The organism is Mucilaginibacter glaciei, from assembly GCF_014773245.1.
GTDB lineage: Bacteria > Bacteroidota > Bacteroidia > Sphingobacteriales > Sphingobacteriaceae > Mucilaginibacter > Mucilaginibacter glaciei.
Genome location: NZ_JACWMX010000013.1, coordinates 1 through 20,037 on the forward strand (window position 1 = coordinate 1; position 20,037 = coordinate 20,037).

Consider the following 20,037-nt stretch of genomic DNA (forward strand, 5'->3'; position numbering starts at 1 on the left):
AAAAGCGGTAGAGGGCGAGATCTCGGGCGAGGTGCCCGCTACCTTCCTGCAGCTGTCTGATAATGTGGAGTTTGTTTTGGATGCGGATGCGGCTTCTGCCCTGACCCGTTTTGATACGCCCTGGCTGGTGAAGGATTGTGTGTGGGACAACTTGCTGAAGAAAAAGGCGGTGATCTGGTTATCGGAAGCCGTGGGCAAGCCTATTTTGAAATTAACCGAAGAGGATTACAATAATCACGGCATGGCACAGCTGGCTGTGGAGCAGGGACCGGTTTATGAGATCAACATCGATATCTTTAACCAGGTACAGCATACCATTACCGGATGGCCGGGGGGGAAGCCGGGCGCGGATGATTCTCAAAGGCCGGAGCGTGCCGAGCCTGCCCACAAGCGTTCTATCGTCTTCTCTCCTCACCCGGATGATGATGTGATCTCCATGGGGGGTACTTTTATCCGCCTGGTTGACCAGGGGCATGATGTGCATGTGGCTTACCAGACTTCGGGCAATACGGCTGTATGGGACGATGATGTTTTACGCTACATGGAGTTCGCTATCGATTTTAAAGCGAGTGTGGGCGAGGATACGGCTAAACTGAAGGGTATTTATGAGGATATGCGCAAATTCATCGGTACTAAGCTGCCTAACCAGGTGGATACGCCGGAGATCCGCGATGTGAAAGGTTTTATCCGCAAGACGGAGGCGATCTCGGGTGCCCGCTTCGCGGGGCTGCCCGACAGCAATATCCATTTCCAGGCTTTGCCTTTTTATGAAACGGGTAAAACTAAGAAGAACGCGGTGGGGGAAGAGGATATTTTGTTAACCATGGAACTGCTTAAAAAGATCAGACCGCACCAGGTGTTTGCCGCGGGTGATTTTGCTGACCCTAACGGGACGCATATCGTTTGCTTTAACATCATCATTGCGGCTTTGCGCAGGTTAAGGGAAACCGAGGACTGGGTGAACGATTGCTGGATGTGGTTGTACCGCGGTGCCTGGCAGGAGTTCCCTACGCATGAGATCGAGATGGCGGTGCCTCTTTCGCCTGCCGAGGTTTTGCACAAGCGTAACGCGATCTTTAAACACCAATCGCAAAAGGACCGCCCGGTATTCCCCGGTGATGATGCCCGCGAATTTTGGGTGCGTGCCGAAGACCGTAACCGCGAAACAGCCCAATGTTATGATAAACTCGGCCTGGCCGAATATGCTGCTATGGAGGCTTTTGTCAGGTATTATTTCTAAATAATAGAAAGCAATTGTGGGGGATTAGAAATCAGTTACCCATTACAAAGGCTGGTGTTGAATAACACCAGCCTTTGTTTTTTTACACCGCCGGTTTATTTTCAGCCAGCACATATTCAATGATCCGCTCCTGCGGATTAAATGGAGTAAGTTCATCCAAACCCATTGAGGTTACCGCCATATCAATCAGCGCAGCGTCTCCTACCTCAGCAGAACGGCCTCGTTTCTGCAAAAAATAGCTGCCTGCATCCAACATCGCCTTTAGCGGTATCATCCCTATTAATTCGCTTCCGGTTACCTTAACGCCGTGTTTGTTCGCTCTGTCGCAAACTTCATCGTAAGCAATATGGATGGGCGTAATCTTCACGTTTGTTAAATTCATTGATACCTGCGCTTTGCCATATTCTGCAATATACCAGCCAATGGACTTTACACTTTTTAATGAGCCGGAGATGTATTTAGATTTCCCATTTTCATCTGTACCTACCTTTCGGCCCGACTCCCTTACATCAAACGCAATCTCATTAGCCAATACAACCGAGTCGGTATTTAAATTAACGTTGTAAGCTATCAAAAAATCGCGCGCCCCAATTACGGTCGCGCCCCGTTTCAGATCATTCTCGGCCGGGCCGAAATCGGGCGCCCAGCCCTCCCGTTTTATCTTACTAAAAAAGCCCTCATACTCCCCTGCCCTTATTATAGATAGATTACTACGGCGTTTGTCGGGCTGTGAATGTTCATATAAATAAACCGGGATCTGCAGCTCTTCGCCAACCCGCCTTGCCAGTTGCACCGCATACACCACCGTTTCATCCATCGTAATATGCGCTATCGGTATCAGCGGGCATACATCCGTTGCGCCCATACGCGGGTGCTCTCCTTTTTGCACGCGCATATCTATCAGCTCGCCCGCCTTTTTAATCGCTAAAAACGCGGCCTCCACAACTGCCCCCGGCTCGCCGGCAAAGGTGATCACGGTTCTGTTAGCCGCTTTACCGGGGTCTACATTCAGTAGCTTCACTCCGGATATACCAGCTATTTCGCCGGCAATTTGTTTGATGACCATCGCATCAACACCCTCACTAAAATTGGGCACACACTCTATCAGTTGCTTTGCCCTGTTATCTGTGTTAAACATGCGTTAATTCGTTATATTATCGACTTCGAGTTTGGCTATTACCTTGCCTGATAAGTTGAATACCTTAAAATTATCTTCAAGCGCACTTAAAGCAGGTAAGATCTCCGCGATTTTAGGGTCGCTATCTGCCAGGTCCGTCATACTTATGGTGATAGCATCCCATACCGGCAAAATTTGCGTTAACAGGGCCAGTCCCTTGTCGGTAAATTGCACCAATTGCTTACGACCGTCATCAGTACTTACTGTAGTCTCGACCAATTCCCTGCTTTTTAAATTCGTAATGAGCTGGCTGGCAGCCGGGTGCGAAACACCGGTTTGCTCGCTCAATTCTTTTATGGATAGTGAATCATTTTTTGACAGCAAATAAAACACCGGGAACCAGCTCGCATCAAAATCAATCCCCTTACCCTGATAAATCCTGTTTATCTCCGTTAAAAAAGCTTCGCTCATCCGTCTTAAACGACTGCCGAAAACCAAGTAGCCCAAACTCTGATACAAATTCATATCGCAATTTACATAAGCGCTTATTAAATATGGCATCATACATCTGCCATAATACAATTTTTAATTTTCTTGACATCATGGTGGAATATAGAAACAAGAAAGGCTTCCCAAATTGGAAAGCCTTTCTTATTATGATTCGAGAAACTTTAATTATCAACCACCTAATGCTGCTGCACCGCTTACAATCTCGGTAAGCTCAGTAGTGATGGCTGCCTGGCGTGCCTGGTTGTATGAAAGTTTTAAAGCCTTCAGCAAATCACCGGCATTTTCGGTTGCCTTATCCATCGCGGTCATACGTGCGCCATGCTCAGATGCATTTGAATCTAAAACGGCACGGTATAACTGGATCTTAATATTTTTAGGGATCAGTTGTTCAACAATCTCTTCTTGAGAAGGCTCCAGGATGTAGTCAACCTGCACTTGCATTACCTCACCTTTCTTAGGGGCTTCTTTTGGCTTAACCTCTGGTGTTGGAACCGGCAGCAATTGCTCGGCAACCTGAAACTGTACCGCCGCGTTACGGAAGTGGTTATATACAAGCTCTACCCTGTCATAATCACCGTTAATAAAGCCTTGCATAATAGCATCGGTAATCTTTGATGCATTAATAAAGTTCAGGTCGAGGTATAAGTCGTTGTTGTTACCAATCACGTTAAACTTGCGGCGCTGAAAAAACTCCTGACTCTTTTTACCGATAGCTACGATAGATACGTTGCCCGCTCTTAACTGCTCGCTGTATTTTTCGGCAATCAGGTTGTTAGCAGTTTTAATTACGTTGGTATTGAAAGCACCAGCCAAACCACGGTTTGATGATACAACCACCACCAATACACGTACCGGCTCGCGCTGCTGCAAGTATGGCGATGCGCCATCCTCTAAACTTGCCGACAGGTTAGTCAACAATTCATTAAGCTTGTTAGCATACGGGCGTAATTGTACAATAGCATTGGTTGCCCTTTTCAACTTAGCGGCCGAAACCATTTTCATGGCCTTGGTGATCTGCTGTGTTGAGCTTACGGATGCTATTCTGTTTCTTACTTCTTTTAAATTAGCCATTCTTTTTGAGAGGTTCGAGGATCGGGGTGCGTGGTGCGTTGACTAATTTCCACGCACTCCGCACCTCGTACCTCGTAACTAAAATTAATTATATCTTCCGGATAGTTCTTTAGCTACTGTTTCCAGTACGCCTGTTAACTGATCGTCAAACTTACCTGCCTTAAGGGCGGCCAGCACTTCGGGGTGGCGCAGCTCTAACTGGCTGGTGTATTCTGCTTCAAACTCACGGATCTTGTTAACCGGTACGTTACGCATCAGGTTTTTAGTACCCAGGTAGATAATGGCAACTTGTTTCTCCACCGAAACCGGTGAGTACTGGCCTTGCTTCAAGATCTCTACGTTGCGTGCACCCTTGTCAATTACATTTTTGGTTGATGCATCCAGGTCGGATCCGAATTTAGAGAACGCCTCTAACTCACGGTATTGCGCCTGGTCAAGTTTTAGCGTACCTGCTACTTTCTTCATTGATTTGATCTGCGCGTTACCACCCACACGTGATACCGAGATACCTACGTTAATTGCCGGGCGGATACCTGCTAAGAACAAGTTCGACTCCAGGAAGATCTGGCCATCAGTAATCGAAATTACGTTGGTTGGAATATAAGCCGATACGTCACCTGCCTGTGTTTCGATAATTGGCAAAGCGGTTAATGAACCACCACCTTTTACGATGTGCTTGATAGACTCCGGCAAATCGTTCATTTGCTGCGCGATGTTATCATTCGAGTTTACCTTAGCGGCACGCTCTAATAAACGGCTGTGCAGGTAAAATACGTCACCCGGGTAAGCCTCGCGGCCCGGTGGGCGGCGTAACAATAATGACACTTCACGGTAAGCAACCGCTTGCTTAGAAAGATCATCATAAATGATCAAAGCAGGGCGACCTGTATCGCGGAAGTACTCACCAATTGCAGCACCTGCAAATGGAGCGAAGAACTGCATGGTAGCAGAGTCTGAAGCGTTTGCAGCAACAATGATAGAATAAGGCATAGCACCGTTCTCTTCTAATGTGCGTACAATGTTAGCTACAGTTGAAGCCTTTTGGCCACAAGCTACATATATACAAGTTACCGGCTGGCCGGCATCATAAAATTCTTTTTGGTTGATGATGGTATCGATACAAACCGCAGTTTTACCTGTTTGACGGTCACCAATAACCAACTCACGCTGGCCACGGCCAATAGGGATCATCGCATCGATAGCTTTGATACCCGTTTGCAAAGGCTCGGTTACCGGCTGGCGATAGATTACACCCGGCGCTTTACGCTCCAAAGGCATTTCATAAGTTTCGCCGGTGATAGGTCCTTTACCATCAATCGGGGTACCTAAAGTATCAACAACACGGCCAAGCATGCCTTCGCCTACGTTGATAGATGCAATGCGGTTGGTACGTTTTACAGTATCACCCTCTTTAATATTGTCAGATTTGCCTAACAATACCACACCCACGTTATCCTCTTCAAGGTTAAGTACGATACCCTGTAAACCGTTGTCAAATTCAACCAGCTCACCTGATTGTACTTTGGTTAAACCGTAAACACGTGCAATACCGTCACCCACCTGGAGCACGGTACCCACTTCTTCTAATTCAGATTCTGACTTGAAGCCCGCTAATTGCTGACGCAAAATTGCTGATACTTCGTCTGGTTTTACCTCTACCATTTTTGAGATTATTTTAGAGTTTTAATGTTATTATTTGGTTGCAATAGTTGCAAAGTCTTTTTTAATTTTTCTTAAGCTGGTTGATACACTGGTATCAATTTGCCTGTCGCCCACGGTTAGTACAAAACCACCAATTAATGATGGATCTACCTGCGCGTTCAATTTGATAGTACCACCAATTGCTTTCTGCACATCCGCTTCCATCTGTTGCCTGTTAGCTTCAGAAAGTGGCGCGGCCGATACAACCTTGGCGTAAGTGATATTATTTTTAATATCATAAAGGGCAATAAACTCATGCGCTGTCGCATACAAAATTTCGCCGCGGCCTTTGTTAACCATAATATTAAACATGGCTAAACTTACCTTGCTAACACGGGTACCGAATACCTGGGCCAAAATGGCTATCTTTTTACTGTGCGATACAATTGGGTTTGCCAAAACAGCGCCTAACTCAGGGCTGGTTCTTACAGTCTTGTAAAAAAGCACCATATCATCCTTAACCGCTTCAACAGAATTCTGTTCGGCGGCTAAGTCGATCAATGCTTTCGCGTATCTAATGGCTACTGTTACTTCTGACATCGTTTTTTTATTTCGGATTTCGGATTTTCAATTTCGAATTTGACTTTCCTGATCCTATTAAAATTCTTCTTTTCTAAATACGAAATCTTTATAATTTCACTTCTTTAAGCAAATCGGCTACCAATGCATCCTGTTTGCCCTGGTCTTCAAACTGCTTGCGAAGGATCTTCTCAGCAATTTCGATAGACAATGCCGACACCTGATTTTTAACATCAGCCATCGCAATATTTTTTTGATTGTTTATTTCGATACGTGCCAGTTCAATTTGGCGTGCACCTTCTTTTTGCGCTGTTTCTTTAGCTTCGGCAACAATCTGGTCTTTCAGTTTCTTAGCTTCAGACAAGATCAGGTCGCGCTCTGCACGGGTCTTTTTAAGCAATTCCTCATTCTCGTTAGTTAAACGAGACATTTCGTCCTTAGCAGCCTCAGCCCTTAATAAGGCATCTTCAATTGAACGCTCTCTGTCGTCAATGGCACCCATGATAGGTTTCCAGGCAAACTTAGCCAGTAGAAAGAATAGTATTAAAAACGAAATGGTGGTCCAGAATACTAAGCCAATTTCAGGAGTAACTAATTCCATGTTTTATTTAAAGTTAAATGTCCAAATTTAATGTAACCGTATCTGCCGCCAACCGCTGCAGATACGGTTATGATTTTTTTCCGTGGGGAAGATATTATCTTAAGCCCAGGAATGATACAACCACACCGAACAAAGCAGCACCCTCTATAAGAGCGGCAGCGATGATCATTGCAGTTTGGATTTTTGAAGCGGCATCCGGCTGACGTGCAATACCTTCCATTGCTTTACCACCAACCTGACCGATACCGATACCGGCACCAATTACTGCTAAACCTGCACCTAATGCAGCGATACTTCCAAACATTGTTTTAAAATTAAAGTGAATATATAGTATATAGTTATTTACAATTTATTAGTGGTGGTGCTCTTCAATAGCTGTGCCGATAAATAACGCGGTTAACAGCGTAAAGATAAACGCCTGTAATGCCGCCACCAGCAATTCAAGCACATCCATAAACACCACAAACGGTACCGATACTACCGATACGTAGGCGCTTTTGAATACAAATATTAATGATATTAAACTTAATACGATAATGTGACCAGCCGTGATATTGGCAAACAAACGGATCATCAACGCGAATGGTTTTGATATGATACCTACCAATTCAACCGGCCACATAATTGGGTATAACCAAACCGGTACATCTGGCGCAAAAATATGTTTCCAATAGTATTTGTTACCGTTAATGTTTACAATGATAAGGGTGATCAAGGCCAAAACAAAAGTTACGGCGATGTTACCCGTTAAGTTAGCCCCACCCGGAAAAAAAGGCACCAAACCGATCAGATTATTTACCCATATAAAAAAGAATATGGTTAACAGTAACGGCATAAAGCGTTGGTATTTATAACCGATGTTAGGGCGGGCGATATCGTCACGTACAAACATGATGATAGGCTCCATAAAAGATTGCAATCCCTTTGGTGCTTTACCTTCACGTTTCTTATAAGCAGATGATACGCTTAAAAAGATAACCAGCAATATCACTATAGACAACCACATACTTACCACATTGCGGGTGATGGATAGATCGATCAGCTTTTTGTTAAGCTTTAATACAGTAGCCGCCGGCAACAGGGCGTCGGCACCTTCAACAATATTAACCTTGTCTTTAATTAACCGGTAAGTGTAATACTTCCCGGTATAATCTGCATGGCCATGCTCAAACTTTGCTGCCGAAAATGTCTCTAAACCTTTATCAGTATATAAAACAATTGGCAGGGCGATTGACACCTCGCCACCCAGGTGCAAAAAGTGCGAATCTGCAATGTGTTCAAGGATAACCTCACTTGGGTTAAATTCTTTTTCTGTTTCAGTTTTGGCGGCCTCATGAGTGGCCTCTTCCTGCTGTATAGCAAAAGTTTTACAAGTGCAAAAAGTTAAAAAAACGCCTAAAACAAGGCTGAGAGCTATTTTTTTTGTTTTCAAAATGTGGCTAAAATCCATTGAATGAGTGTTTTTTACTTTCAATTTTGGTTGCGCAAGTTACGTAACAAAACATAAATTTCAAAGCCTGTATTTAAGAAATATAAATAAGAAAAGTTGAGCAGAAATACGCCGTTGTCAATGTGTAGTTTTAACACAAAAAGCAAGGCAAAAGCCATGCAGCCTATCATCTTAATAACTGTGGTTGCCAGGAACGCCTGGGCATATAATATCGGCCTCACACGTTGTATAAATAATACCGATGCAATTACGATAAAAGTAAAGCCCGTTATAAAGGAAAACAGTACCCAAAACTTGGCCAGCAGCAGGTTACTATGGCCGGTATAAGCAAGCAGTAGCGGTATCCCCGCAAGTACAACCACAAAAGCCAGAAACGAAAAAAGGACTTTTAACACGCTCAATTTTTTACAGATCTAAATACGAGGTAAAGGGAAGCGAACACGCCTATTAGCGACAAGGCAGCAGTTGCCCATTTGGTAGCGTGCTGCCCGGCCTGGTCTATTTTATAACCGGCAAACGCAAAAACACCTATTACCACAATCATCTGGAAAGCAAGCCCAACGTACTTGGCATACGCATTGGCGTCGTTACCTGCCCCGCCCGATTTATTTTGTTCATTTTCTGGCATCCGCAAATTTATTAATCCTATTGCATACTATTTAGTAAATTAGCGTTTGCTTTTAAAACTAAATGCTATGAAGATTTTACTGGATATAAAGGACGAAAAGGCATCATTTATACTGGAGGTATTAAAAAATTTCAAATACGTTAAAGCCGAGCCATTCAGCAAAGCCGACACTAAATTTTTTGAAGAATTAAAAGAAGCCGTTGATGAAGTAAATTTAATAAAGGCAGGTAAAGCTAAAGGCATCCCTGCAGATGATTGGCTGAATGGACTTTAATGTTACGGTTTTACGCTCATTTGATAAGCAGGCCAAACCACTCTTAAAGAAATATCCGTCGCTAAAAGCTGAAATCGCCTTGTTGATATCTTCATTGAAGAACAATCCGGAACAAGGCGCGTCAATAGGCAACAATTGCTTCAAAATACGTTTGGCTATTTCAAGTAAGGGAAAAGGTAAAAGCGGCGGCGCACGGATAATTACGCACGTGCATCTGGTAGAGGATACTGTTATCTTAATGACAATTTATGATAAATCAGAACAAGGATCTATCTCAGACAAGGCTGTTAAAGAGCTTTTAAAGTTGATATACTAATTATAAACCGTTGAGGCTACCTTCTACAATTTTAAGGTTAAAACATGTCCCCCTGTTTTTATTTACAGTGGCGGCTATGCTTTCCAGCTGCTCTCTCGAAAAGAAAAGCGCGGTTAACCGCGGGCTGCAAAATCTTACAGCAAAATACAACATTCTTTTTAATGCCAACGAGATACTTGACGGTAAGCAGGCCGCCTACGCAGCTACCTATATTGATGATTACAACGAGATACTAAGCGTTTACCGCGACACCATAGCCCAGACCGGCGATCTGGATAAAGATCTGGAACTGGTAAAGCAAAAAGCCAACAATATCATCAGCATAAAAGAACAAAGCCATTACATTGGCGACGCTTATATGTTGTTAGGTAAAGCCAACTTTTTAGAAGGAAACTACTTTGACGCGGTGGAATACTTCAGTTATGTGACCCGCTCTTTTGGCGACAATGCCGACCTGCGGCAATCCGGGTTGGTTTGGAAAGGCCGCTCGCTGCTGTATTTGAAAAAGAATGATGAGGCCCGCCTGTCGTTAGATAGCGCCTTGCAAAGTATCAACCCTAAAAAGAAGGTTAAGGCCGATGTATATGCTGCAAAATTGCAATATGATATCAATACGCAAGACTATGCTGATGGTGAAGAAATGGCTAAACAGGCTATCGCGCATAGCAATAATAAGATCCAGGAATTAAGGTGGACGTTCATTTTGGGCCAGTTGCAGGAAATGAACCAAAAACAAGCCGATGCCATTGTCAGCTACAACCGCATTGCTAAAAGTAACGCCTCTTTTGATATGGCCTTTAATGCCAACCTCAACCGAATCCGAATAGAGGATATGCAAAACGGGGTTAAGGTGAGCCGGCTGGCCAGGCTACGGTCGCTATTAAAAAACCCTAACAACAAGGAATTTACCGATCAGATCTATTACCAGATAGCAACCCTGCAAAATGCAGATAAGGATATAGATGGTGCCATAAAAAGCTACAAGCAATCGGCCCGTAGCAGCGTAAAAAATCAAACACAAAAAGGGCTTGCCTTTTCTAAACTGGCCGATCTGTACTTTCGTAACAAGGCCGACTACGCACAGGCCAAAAACTACTACGACAGCACCATCATGAACCTGCCCCCCAGCTACCCGGGGTTTGCTTCGCTTAAAAAGAAAGCTGACAACCTGCAGCTCCTGGCCGATAGGTTAAACATTATCAGCAGGGAAGACACGCTGCAGATGCTGGCCGCTATGGACGAGGCCAGCCGCAACAAAAAAATAGACGAGATGGTGAACCGTAACACCCTGCAGCAGCAGGCAGTTGCTACCGCTAATGCAAACGCGCAAAACGATCCTTTATTTAATGACCCCGCTTCGCCACAGGCAAGCACACCCAATGGTGATAAATTCTACTTTTATAACGCTACGGCATTAAGCCAGGGTTTCGGTAACTTTAAAAGGGTTTGGGGCAACCGCAAACTGGAAGATAACTGGCGACGGGGCAACCGCACCACGGCAGATATTACCACAAATACATTAGCTGCTGCAACCAATACTGACCCCGACGGACCTGCCGGGCCGCCGTCACCAACCGTAGCAAAAATTACCGCAGGCAATTACCGGCAAGATATCGTACAGAATTTGCCGCTTACACCGGCACAGATGGCGCAATCAAACATGCGGGTTTACAATGCCTATTTGGACATTGCCAACTTTTACCGCGATGTACTGGAAGATAAAAAAGAGGCCATTGCCGAATATGAAGCCATCTTAACGCGTTTCCCAAATAACCCTAACAAACCGGTTATCTATTATAATTTGTACCGTTTGTATAGCGAGCTTAACGCGGAGCAATCTAACAAATACAAAAACCTGGTGCTCACCCAATACCCCGAAACGCCTTTCGCTAAAACCATTCTTGATCCTGATTACAGCAAGCGCTTAAATGAGGAGGATACTGAATTTAGCGGCCTTTATAATAAGGTGTATGATCTTTACGCCACCAAACAATATACACAGGTGATGAACGCAGCTGATGCCCTGATAAGCCAATACCCAAATAACCGTTTTGCCGCACAGCTTTTATATCTGCGCGCCTTTGCGGCCGGTCACCAGGAAAAATTGCCTCCGTTTAAAACAGACTTGGAGCAGATAGCCGCTAAATACCCTGCCGATAAACTGATTACACCATTGGTAAACCAGCATTTAACCTATATCAACACCAACCTGGCCGATTTGGCTGCGCGTCCTATCGTAATTACAGAAAAAGATGCTATCGATCTGGAATTTACCCTGCCTATTGTAGATAAACAGCAAACAGAATACCGCGTACCCTTCACCGGCAAATACGAGCCTGTTGCAGATGTACGCGCGCCCGAAAAGAAACCAACCCCGGCACCCGTTAAACCCGCAGAGCAGCCCGTTGTAAAACAGCCTGTATCACCACAGGTGGCAGTTATCCCGCCAAATGTGGCCAAACAAGATACCGCTAAAGTGCCACCCACACTAAACGCGCAAACTACCGCCCCGGTTTTATCAAATCAAACGCAGCCAGCTGCAACAGTTGTCGCGCCGCCACCGGCACCCGTTAAAGCGATCTCAAAACTTTTCAGTCTGAGCGATAGCATCCGCTATTATTTTGTGGTGAATGTAAGCTCGGGTACAACTAATGTGGCATCATCACGTTTTGGTATTGGCCAGTTTAACCGGGTGCAATACCAGGGCAAAGGTATTAACCATAACCTTAAAAATGCGGGGCCCGATAATCAGCTCATTTACGTTGGCCGCTTTTACAGCCTGGCCGATGTGAAGGATTACGCCCGTGCAATTATCCCGCTAATGCCGGATATTATGAAGGTACCAAAGGATAAATACAGCTTTTTTATAGTAACAAAGGAAAATCTGGATAAATTAGCAGACAAAAAAACACTGGATAGTTATATAGACTATTATCAGGCAACTTATTAATCACATGATCGCTAAAGTTTCACAATACGATATTAAACGCTACAACTGGTATATCTGGCGGTTTGTAATTGCCGGGTTCGCCTTTTTTTTAATTATGATACTACTTATCGCGTTCCAGATCTTTGGAGCACTGCCCTCTTTCCGCGAACTGGAAAACCCGAAAAGCGACCAGGCATCACAAGTAATATCAAACGATAACAAAGTTATAGGCAACTATTACATAAAAAACCGCACCAGCGTTACTTACAGGCAACTATCGCCCAATGTGATTAATGCATTGGTAGCTACTGAGGATGCACGCTTCTACCAGCACTCGGGTATTGATTTTCAAAGGTCGTTTACCATCGTAGCCTATAATCTCATTGGCAAAAAACAAGGTGGCAGTACTATTACACAACAATTAGCCAAAAACCTTTTTACCGAAAAAACGCATAATCCTTTTGTACGCGTTATTCAAAAACTGAAGGAATGGATAACAGCTGTAAAGCTGGAACGCAATTATACTAAAGAAGAGATCCTGACGCTATATTTAAACACGGTAGATTTTGGCGCTTATAATACATACGGTATCAGCTCGGCATCGCGCACCTATTTCAACACCACGCCGGATAGGCTAACGCCCGACCAGGCTGCCCTATTAATGGGAATGATCAACGGGCCGGGTATTTATAGTCCTATCAATCACCCTCAAAACGCCATAAACCGCCGCAACTTTGTTTTGCGCCGAATGAGCGAAGAAGGTTTTTTAAGCGATGGACAGGCCGACGAGTACAAGGCAAAACCACTTGGCCTGACATTTAAACCCACCGATCATAATGACGGTATAGCAACCTACTTTAGGGCGGTATTAAAAAAAGAAGTGCAAAAACTATTGGTTGACAGGGCCATTTTAAAACCCGACGGTGTTACCACTTATGACCTTGACCGCGATGGATTAAAGATCTACACCACTATTGATGCCACTATGCAGCAATATGCTGAGGAAGCACAGCAGGAGTATATGAAGAAATTGCAGGGGCAATTTAACTCGCATTGGAAAGGTATTAGTCTGTGGAAATCTATACCAACCTTTAAGAGTTTACTTGACAAAGGCATGCACCGTAGCGATCGGTATATTTATCTGAAACAATTAGGCAAATCTGACGAGGAGATCAAAGAAGATTTTAACACGCCGGTGAAAATGAACCTGTTTACCTGGCATGGCGATACCGACACGACCATGAAACCTATCGACTCGATAGTGTACTGTAAAATGATGCTGCGTAATGCCCTCATGAGTATGGACCCTACCACCGGTTATATAAAGGCATGGGTGGGCGGCACCAACTTTGAACATTTTAAATACGACCAGGTAAAAATGGGTACCCGCCAGGTGGGGTCGACAGCTAAACCGTTTACTTATGCTGTGGCTGTAGAAAATGGCTTTTCGCCTTGTATGCAGGTACCTAATGAACCTATCACCATCAGTTATGAAGGCCAAGTATGGTCGCCACGGTCATCACCAAGTGAAACTGTGCCGGGTGTAATTACCTTGCGTACCGCGTTAGCCCGGTCACAAAACTGGGTTACAGCCTATGTGATGAACGAGGTTAAACCAAAACCGGTTGCCGATCTAATCAAGCGAATGGGTGTAACCAGCCCGGTTCCTGCCTATCCATCCATCTGTTTAGGCACTTTCGATGCCTCTGTATTTGATATGACAGGCGCCTACTCAGCCTTTGCCAATGAAGGTTTATGGACAGAGCCCACCTTTTTGCTTCGGATAGAAGATAAGAACGGTAACGTTTTATATAACAACACTCCTAAAGTGGTACAGGCTTTAAATCCCGAAACTGCTTATGTAATGACTTACATGCTTAAGGGTGTAATTGACGAGGGTACAGGTTACCGCCTGCGCCGCGATTACCATATCATGAACCCGATAGGTGGTAAAACAGGTACCACTAATGATAACTCCGACGGTTGGTTCATCGGCATAACCCCGCAACTGGTTACCGGCATCTGGACAGGCTGCGAAGACCGCGACATCCACTTCCGCTCTACCCGTTTAGGCGAGGGTGCCAATACCGCCCTGCCTATATTTGCAGGTTATATGAAACGCGTTTATGCCAACACCAACCTGGGCATTAAAAAAAATGTCGACTTTGTTCCGCCGAAATCGGGCGTGAGCATCACCTTAGATTGCGGCGCATACAGCCAGCAGCAAAAGGGAACAAATGAGGTGGAGAAGAAGTTAGACTTTTGATAGTGGTGAGTGAAGAGTTGTGAGTAGTTTCTAACTTATACCTCATCACTCAAAACCCATACCTAATCCAATGGAAAAATTTGATTACAGGGAAGCTTTAAAGAATATCCCGCATAAACCCGGGGTATATCAATATTGGGATAGTGAAAAGGAACTGATTTACATTGGTAAGGCTAAAGATCTGCGCAACCGGGTAGGTTCTTATTTTAATAAAGATACCCAGATCAACGCCAAAACGCGGGTACTGGTGTCAAAGATCCGCGCCATTACCTTTACCATTGTTGATACCGAGGTGGATGCCTGGCTGCTGGAAAACAGTATGATTAAAAAGCATCAGCCGCGCTACAACGTGATGCTCAAGGATGATAAAACTTACCCCTGGATCATCATCAAGAATGAGAACTACCCTCGCATTTACTGGACGCGCCGCTTAGTTAAAGACGGCTCCAAATATCTCGGCCCGTACGCGTCGGTGAGTATGATGCACACCATTTTGGGATTAATTAAAGAAACCTATCCGCTGCGCACCTGCAACCTGCAACTTACCCGCCCCAATATCGAGAAGGGTAAATTTAAGGTTTGCCTGGAGTACCAACTGGGCAATTGTAAAGGCCCCTGCCAGGATTACCAGTCGGAAGCCGATTATGATAATAGTATAAAAGAAATTACGGATATCCTGAGCGGTAAAATAGGCGCAGTGGTACGCAACCTTAAAGGCGACCTGGAAAAAGCCGTAAGCGACCTGAACTTTGAGCAGGCCCATCGGTTAAAGCGCAAGCAGGACCTGCTGGAGAATTACCAGAGCAAATCTACCGTGGTAAACTCCTCCATTACAGATGTAGATGTCTTCAGCATCGCGTCTGAAGAAAAGTACGCCTTTGTTAACTTTTTAAAGGTGATGAACGGCACCATTACCCAAACCCAAACCATCGAATTAAAAAAACGGCTGGACGAAACCGACGAGGAATTATTAACTATTGCCATAACCGAGTTCCGCACCCGGTACAATAGCCACTCTAAAGAAGTTATCGTGCCTTTCGATATCGATGTGGAGGATGCTTCGATCAAATTCACCGTACCCAAACTGGGCGAAAAACGCAAACTACTTGATCTTTCGCAAAAGAATGTAATGTTCTTTAAAAAGGAAAAGATAGATCAGTACGAGAAACTAAACCCCGACGTGCGCACCGAGCGTTTACTTACGCTGATGATGAAGGACCTGCGGATGAACCAGCTGCCTAAACACATTGAGTGTTTTGATAACTCAAACTTTCAGGGAAAGTATCCGGTATCGGCCATAGTGGTGTTCAGGGATGGCAAACCATCAAAAAAAGATTATAGGTTCTTCAACGTAAAAACCGTTGTAGGGCCCGATGACTTCGCCACCATGGAAGAGGCCGTTTTTCGCCGTTACAGGCGCGTTTTAGATGAAGATACCGGATTGCCCCAGTTGATCATTATTGATGGTGGTAAGGGCCAGTTATCGTCGGCCATGAAGAGTCTAAAGCTGTTAGGGATTGAAAAGCAGGTAACCATCATCGGTATAGCCAAACGGTTGGAAGAACTATACTACCCCGGTGATCAGTATCCGCTTTACCTGGATAAACGCTCCGAAACGTTAAAAATAATCCAGCAATTACGGGACGAGGCCCACCGTTTCGGCATCACGGCCCACCGTAAAAAACGCGACAAAGGTACGCTTGCCACCGAACTGGAATTGATAGATGGCATAGGCAAAACCACAGCAGAAAAATTATTGAAATATTTTAAATCTGTTAAAAAGATCCGCGAAGCCAGTGAAACCGATTTGCAGGAAGTAGTAAATTTAAAACAGGCAAAGTCGATAACCCAATATTTTAACCCGGCCGTGAGCGAGGTTACGGGGTTGCAGTAAACGTAAAGCCTTAATAAGCATTCGTCATAAACGAGCGCAATTAGTCAACGAGTGAAAATCCGTTTCAAACAAAAAGCCCATCCGGGAATCCGGATGGGCTTTGATATTTTGGGAACGAGCCAGAATTATTGGCCGTATTTCCAAAGGTTAAACTCGTAATCGAGCAAAGCCTTTTTTACTTTTTCAGATTCGTATAACTTATCTATACCTTGTGCATAATCACGGATACGCTCGTCTTTATCGTTAGATTGTTTAACAATGTAGCTGGAAAAAATGCGTTTCATAAAAACATCGTCGAAACTCAAACCCGTTGCATCGTTATTACGGCTTACGGCCTCTTTAGTAGCCAATACCTGGCGTGCTTCGGGGAAATAGATCCAAAATGCCGGCTGATAATCCAGATCAAGTCCGGCTGCTTTTGGCTTAATTAACGGTGCAATACCTATAATGCGCGGCTCAAAAATAGAACGCTGCTTATCAAAAATCCAATCTTCTTTTATCCTGAACTTGACAACGCTATCCGCATTAAACTCACCGGCACGAATCTCGGATCCGGTTTTGTTCCCGTCTTTGTCAAATTTATCAACCATAGCACTATCCGCCATTTTCGCACGCGCCTGGCCTGCCGTCATCGGTCGCGAAAAACCGTCACCTCCCGGGTCATCCTTAGTTGCTGTCGGGTCATATGCGGTCAGTTCACCAGCATCAATAGCAGTTAATAAGATATCTATGAGCCTTTGTTTAGGCGAACCCATGTATTGGTTCATCTTTTCGCGCAGGTCAATCTCGCGCCAAACACGCTTCGCAAAAGTTACGTCAGCTTCGCGCAGGTTGGCGTAAGGGGTAACCCTTGCGCTTAATATATTGGTTTTTCTGTAATAACCATCCAACGGACGGTCGAAGGGTTTAAGCGGCGCCTTTTTACCGGTATCAAGCACCGCTTGTTGTGCGCTACGGCCGGCATCCGTGACGGTGCTTGGCGTAACCACTTTTTTGGTTTTTGAAGATGCTGCGGTGGTTCTCTTAACCGGCTTCCTGGTCGTGGTCTTTCTCTTTTGCGCGAACGAGGCCGTGCAAGCCAGACAAAGTGCGATGATCAAAAATCTTCTTTTCATATATTTCTTAATTAGCCGATAATACTATCGGGTCCAACCCACGCTGTGTGCCGTCCGGGCCTACTGCAATTATATCCTGGAATACCACTGTTGTACCGGGCGTCACATTAGCCATTGCTGCTTTCATTGCTCCAGAAAGCTCGCTGCCGGTAGTGGTTGCGGTAACAACATCCTGGCGTGGTTTGGCTATTAGTAAAGTAAAACGCGTTACATTAAACTTAGCATCAAACTCAAAACCTTCCAGCTTGGCAAAAATCCTGTCCTGCGCGCGGATATTCGCCGCGCTGGTTTTGCCGCCGCTTTTACCTGCAAACTGCGCTTTAGGGTCGGGTATGCGCTTTACGCGAAACTCCGATGCGCCTAATACAATTCCCTTATCGCCCATTACCGTAACCTTTGCAGTACCTGCACTGGTTACATTGGCGGTGTAATGGCCGCCTGAACCTGTTACCGAGCCACCATCGATGCTTACCTTGATCTGTTCTTTTGGCACACCAGGTGCCGATACAGAGATCGGGTTTGGTACACCTATATAAAGAACGTTCATTTTATCCGGCGATACTACTGCAGATGGTTTTGCTACCATATAGCTACCGCTTACCGGGTAAGTTTTTGGCGGGCCATCTACCTGTTTTACAGATAAGCTACCCGTCCAGGTGCGCAAGCCTTCGCCGCTTGCTGTAACTGTATACGTGCCCACACCGTTAGATGTTGGGATATTTGAACCACCTATTGTAATGCTGGGGTTTGACTTTGAATCGTATGCCGTTAAGTAAACCTCGGCTTTGTATTGCTGGCCTGCCAGTATATAACTGCTTGGTGCTACAGCCACCGCCTTAAATGAGTTTAACGTAACCTGCGCAACATCAACCTTACCCAAAATACGTTTTACAACTTCATTTTCGGCATTCTTATTATCTGCCTGGATCTTAGCTAACGTGGTTAAAGCAGCTCCCAATGGGATACCTTCACCAAAGTATGCTTCTTCCCATTTTTTACCGTTATAGCCAGGCCTTGATTTTAAATCATCGGCGTTTAAAGAAAAATTAACATCGCCGGCGTCCTTACCTAATAAACCAAGTAATTTCGCTTTGGTATCTTTAATTTTCTCTTTTAATACTTCAGCTTTTTTCCCATTAATCATTACCTCTGAAGATATGTCAAGGCTTTCTCTTGCATTCACATCATCAATATCCGGGTTGTAATTGCCGCCTTTTTTTATTAACTCTTTTTTTAATGCATCAATATAACTGTTTAACTCATCTGATACGGCAGTTGCTTGTTTTGCCTGTGCTAAAAGCTTACCAGCTTTTTCGGGTTGTTCTTTGAGTTTTGTGGCTTCAAATGCCGAGTAAGTAGTGCTTAAGCCTTTCGTTACATTGTCTCTCGACGCATCTAAGCTTCTGGTTATATTTTTAAACGAATCAAGTAAACTATCTGGTACGTTAAGGGCAATAAGGCCCAATAATACCAGGTACAGGATACCTATCATCCGCTGTCTTGGGGTTTCTTTACCTCCGGCCATTCTGTAATTTTATGCTAATTTCAGTTTGATTAAATATTGTTAATTAACCCCGGGGTTGGTTCATTGCAGTTAACATGTTACCATAAACCGAATTTAATGAAGCCAGGTTTTTAGCCAAGCGGCCCACCTCATCTTTAAACTGGCGCGAATCATCTAACGACTCGTTGAAGTTGTTCATGGTTGATGATAAGTTTTTATAGAAACTGTTCATCGCCTTTAAGTGCGCGCTTGAATCCTGTAATTCCAATTCGTACACGGCGTTTAACGATGATAAGTTTTTTGCCAGGTTAGTCACCTGATCATGATATGCCTTTGAATCGACATTGCTGTTAGCCATTTCAGACAGGTTAGCGGTTGCCTTATCAAACGCGCTGGTTAAGTTATCGTAGCTGGCAGTGGCCGATTTTACTTTGTTTGTGAAAGCAATGGTAGCATCACCTGCATCGGTTACGCGTGAGATCGCGTTCACCTTATCGCCAAATGTTCTTAAACCATCACCAAGGCTGCTAATCAGTTCCGGACCAATTTTGGCGTCTGCTAACATTTTATCTAAAGCGGCAGTATTTGGAAACCCGTCGCCGGTAGCTACTGCTTTTTGTGAAGACTTTGGTAACTGGCCTGCAAACTCTTCATCCAATTCAGGGTAAACACGTACCCAATCGATGTCTTTATCTTCCCGTTGAAAACCAAGAATAAAAAACAAAAGTGCCTCGGCTATCAAACCGATAGAAATGAAAGTACCGCCATAAGGCCAGTGCTGAATTTTAAATAATAAGCCTATAATCACTACCGTAGCACCCCATGATACCACATTGCTTATTCCGAAAGCCTTCTTTTTCCCAGCCATAAATTTTAGTAAATGATAATTTTATAATTAGTTG

The 20,037-nt window shown here is 44.5% G+C and carries 19 protein-coding genes; 6 read left to right on the top strand and 13 right to left on the bottom strand.

Going from position 1 to position 20,037, the window contains the following annotated elements; translation table 11 throughout:
* On the top strand, positions 1 to 1,240 hold a 1,240-nt coding region (locus tag IDJ76_RS20230; RefSeq protein WP_191166092.1), incomplete at its 5' end, for a PIG-L family deacetylase.
* A gap of 82 nt (positions 1,241 to 1,322) precedes the next feature.
* Here the strand turns inward: IDJ76_RS20230 and ftcD are convergent.
* The 10 genes from ftcD to IDJ76_RS20280 form a co-directional block, all read right to left on the bottom strand.
* Positions 1,323 to 2,378 (bottom strand): glutamate formimidoyltransferase, encoded by a 1,056-nt coding sequence (gene ftcD / locus IDJ76_RS20235; RefSeq protein WP_191166095.1) that lies wholly within the window; start codon positions 2,376 to 2,378, stop codon positions 1,323 to 1,325.
* Positions 2,379 to 2,381: 3 nt separating this feature from the next.
* Positions 2,382 to 2,882, bottom strand: a complete 501-nt coding sequence (locus tag IDJ76_RS20240; RefSeq protein WP_191166096.1) for a MarR family winged helix-turn-helix transcriptional regulator — start codon at positions 2,880 to 2,882, stop codon at positions 2,382 to 2,384.
* A 153-nt stretch (positions 2,883 to 3,035) separates the two neighbouring features.
* On the bottom strand, positions 3,036 to 3,938 hold the full coding sequence (gene atpG / locus IDJ76_RS20245; protein ID WP_191166098.1) for an ATP synthase F1 subunit gamma: 903 nt from the start codon (positions 3,936 to 3,938) through the stop codon (positions 3,036 to 3,038).
* A gap of 84 nt (positions 3,939 to 4,022) precedes the next feature.
* Positions 4,023 to 5,600: a F0F1 ATP synthase subunit alpha gene (gene atpA, locus IDJ76_RS20250; protein WP_191166111.1), complete on the bottom strand. Its 1,578-nt coding sequence runs from the start codon at positions 5,598 to 5,600 to the stop codon at positions 4,023 to 4,025.
* Between the two features lie 30 nt (positions 5,601 to 5,630).
* Entirely contained in the window at positions 5,631 to 6,179 is a 549-nt protein-coding gene (gene atpH / locus IDJ76_RS20255) for an ATP synthase F1 subunit delta (RefSeq protein ID WP_191166113.1), read from the bottom strand.
* Between the two features lie 88 nt (positions 6,180 to 6,267).
* Positions 6,268 to 6,759 carry a F0F1 ATP synthase subunit B gene (atpF, locus tag IDJ76_RS20260; RefSeq protein ID WP_191166115.1) on the bottom strand — a complete coding sequence of 164 codons (492 nt, stop codon included), beginning with the start codon at positions 6,757 to 6,759 and terminating at the stop codon, positions 6,268 to 6,270.
* Positions 6,760 to 6,853: 94 nt separating this feature from the next.
* Positions 6,854 to 7,063: an ATP synthase F0 subunit C gene (gene atpE / locus IDJ76_RS20265; protein WP_191166117.1), complete on the bottom strand. Its 210-nt coding sequence runs from the start codon at positions 7,061 to 7,063 to the stop codon at positions 6,854 to 6,856.
* Between the two features lie 48 nt (positions 7,064 to 7,111).
* Entirely contained in the window at positions 7,112 to 8,209 is a 1,098-nt protein-coding gene (atpB, locus tag IDJ76_RS20270) for a F0F1 ATP synthase subunit A (RefSeq protein ID WP_191166119.1), read from the bottom strand.
* A 20-nt stretch (positions 8,210 to 8,229) separates the two neighbouring features.
* A complete protein-coding gene (locus tag IDJ76_RS20275) occupies positions 8,230 to 8,604 on the bottom strand; it encodes a hypothetical protein (protein WP_191166121.1) in 375 nt (124 codons plus the stop codon).
* Positions 8,605 to 8,606: 2 nt separating this feature from the next.
* Positions 8,607 to 8,837, bottom strand: coding sequence for an AtpZ/AtpI family protein (locus IDJ76_RS20280; protein WP_191166123.1), 231 nt, complete (start codon positions 8,835 to 8,837; stop codon positions 8,607 to 8,609).
* 67 nt (positions 8,838 to 8,904) lie between these two features.
* On the opposite strand from IDJ76_RS20280, the gene IDJ76_RS20285 reads away from it, so the two are divergent.
* The 5 genes from IDJ76_RS20285 to uvrC all read left to right on the top strand — a co-directional run bounded on the left by IDJ76_RS20285 (position 8,905) and on the right by uvrC (position 16,516).
* Entirely contained in the window at positions 8,905 to 9,111 is a 207-nt protein-coding gene (locus IDJ76_RS20285; RefSeq protein WP_191166125.1) for a hypothetical protein, read from the top strand.
* The gene (locus tag IDJ76_RS20290) at positions 9,101 to 9,427 is read left to right on the top strand and encodes a type II toxin-antitoxin system RelE/ParE family toxin (protein WP_191166127.1); all 327 of its coding nucleotides are present in this window, start codon (positions 9,101 to 9,103) and stop codon (positions 9,425 to 9,427) included. Before IDJ76_RS20285 ends, IDJ76_RS20290 begins: the two co-directional genes overlap by 11 nt.
* A 76-nt stretch (positions 9,428 to 9,503) precedes the next feature.
* On the top strand, positions 9,504 to 12,377 hold the full coding sequence (porW, locus tag IDJ76_RS20295; protein WP_191166129.1) for a type IX secretion system periplasmic lipoprotein PorW/SprE: 2,874 nt from the start codon (positions 9,504 to 9,506) through the stop codon (positions 12,375 to 12,377).
* A gap of 4 nt (positions 12,378 to 12,381) precedes the next feature.
* Positions 12,382 to 14,622, top strand: a complete 2,241-nt coding sequence (locus tag IDJ76_RS20300; protein WP_191166137.1) for a penicillin-binding protein 1A — start codon at positions 12,382 to 12,384, stop codon at positions 14,620 to 14,622.
* Between the two features lie 70 nt (positions 14,623 to 14,692).
* Positions 14,693 to 16,516 (top strand): excinuclease ABC subunit UvrC, encoded by a 1,824-nt coding sequence (uvrC, locus tag IDJ76_RS20305; RefSeq protein ID WP_191166139.1) that lies wholly within the window; start codon positions 14,693 to 14,695, stop codon positions 16,514 to 16,516.
* A gap of 125 nt (positions 16,517 to 16,641) precedes the next feature.
* On the opposite strand, the gene porN is transcribed toward uvrC, so the two are convergent.
* Genes porN through porL form a run of 3 tightly spaced genes read right to left on the bottom strand, consistent with a single transcriptional unit; the run spans position 16,642 to position 20,003 of the window.
* Positions 16,642 to 17,631 (bottom strand): type IX secretion system ring subunit PorN/GldN, encoded by a 990-nt coding sequence (porN, locus tag IDJ76_RS20310; RefSeq protein ID WP_191166141.1) that lies wholly within the window; start codon positions 17,629 to 17,631, stop codon positions 16,642 to 16,644.
* Between the two features lie 7 nt (positions 17,632 to 17,638).
* On the bottom strand, positions 17,639 to 19,156 hold the full coding sequence (gene porM, locus IDJ76_RS20315) for a type IX secretion system motor protein PorM/GldM (protein WP_191166142.1): 1,518 nt from the start codon (positions 19,154 to 19,156) through the stop codon (positions 17,639 to 17,641).
* Between the two features lie 43 nt (positions 19,157 to 19,199).
* Positions 19,200 to 20,003 (bottom strand): type IX secretion system motor protein PorL/GldL, encoded by an 804-nt coding sequence (gene porL / locus IDJ76_RS20320; RefSeq protein ID WP_191166144.1) that lies wholly within the window; start codon positions 20,001 to 20,003, stop codon positions 19,200 to 19,202.
* Positions 20,004 to 20,037: the final 34 nt, after the last annotated feature.

Coding starts and splice junctions, on each gene's coding strand:
- ftcD (WP_191166095.1), bottom strand. CDS start 2,378: ATGTTTAACACAGATAACAGGGCAAAGCAACTGATAGAGTGTGTGCCC.
- IDJ76_RS20240 (WP_191166096.1), bottom strand. CDS start 2,882: ATGAATTTGTATCAGAGTTTGGGCTACTTGGTTTTCGGCAGTCGTTTA.
- atpG (WP_191166098.1), bottom strand. CDS start 3,938: ATGGCTAATTTAAAAGAAGTAAGAAACAGAATAGCATCCGTAAGCTCA.
- atpA (WP_191166111.1), bottom strand. CDS start 5,600: ATGGTAGAGGTAAAACCAGACGAAGTATCAGCAATTTTGCGTCAGCAA.
- atpH (WP_191166113.1), bottom strand. CDS start 6,179: ATGTCAGAAGTAACAGTAGCCATTAGATACGCGAAAGCATTGATCGAC.
- atpF (WP_191166115.1), bottom strand. CDS start 6,759: ATGGAATTAGTTACTCCTGAAATTGGCTTAGTATTCTGGACCACCATT.
- atpE (WP_191166117.1), bottom strand. CDS start 7,063: ATGTTTGGAAGTATCGCTGCATTAGGTGCAGGTTTAGCAGTAATTGGT.
- atpB (WP_191166119.1), bottom strand. CDS start 8,209: ATGGATTTTAGCCACATTTTGAAAACAAAAAAAATAGCTCTCAGCCTT.
- IDJ76_RS20280 (WP_191166123.1), bottom strand. CDS start 8,837: ATGCCAGAAAATGAACAAAATAAATCGGGCGGGGCAGGTAACGACGCC.
- IDJ76_RS20285 (WP_191166125.1), top strand. CDS start 8,905: ATGAAGATTTTACTGGATATAAAGGACGAAAAGGCATCATTTATACTG.
- IDJ76_RS20290 (WP_191166127.1), top strand. CDS start 9,101: ATGGACTTTAATGTTACGGTTTTACGCTCATTTGATAAGCAGGCCAAA.
- porW (WP_191166129.1), top strand. CDS start 9,504: ATGCTTTCCAGCTGCTCTCTCGAAAAGAAAAGCGCGGTTAACCGCGGG.
- IDJ76_RS20300 (WP_191166137.1), top strand. CDS start 12,382: ATGATCGCTAAAGTTTCACAATACGATATTAAACGCTACAACTGGTAT.
- uvrC (WP_191166139.1), top strand. CDS start 14,693: ATGGAAAAATTTGATTACAGGGAAGCTTTAAAGAATATCCCGCATAAA.
- porN (WP_191166141.1), bottom strand. CDS start 17,631: ATGAAAAGAAGATTTTTGATCATCGCACTTTGTCTGGCTTGCACGGCC.
- porM (WP_191166142.1), bottom strand. CDS start 19,156: ATGGCCGGAGGTAAAGAAACCCCAAGACAGCGGATGATAGGTATCCTG.
- porL (WP_191166144.1), bottom strand. CDS start 20,003: ATGGCTGGGAAAAAGAAGGCTTTCGGAATAAGCAATGTGGTATCATGG.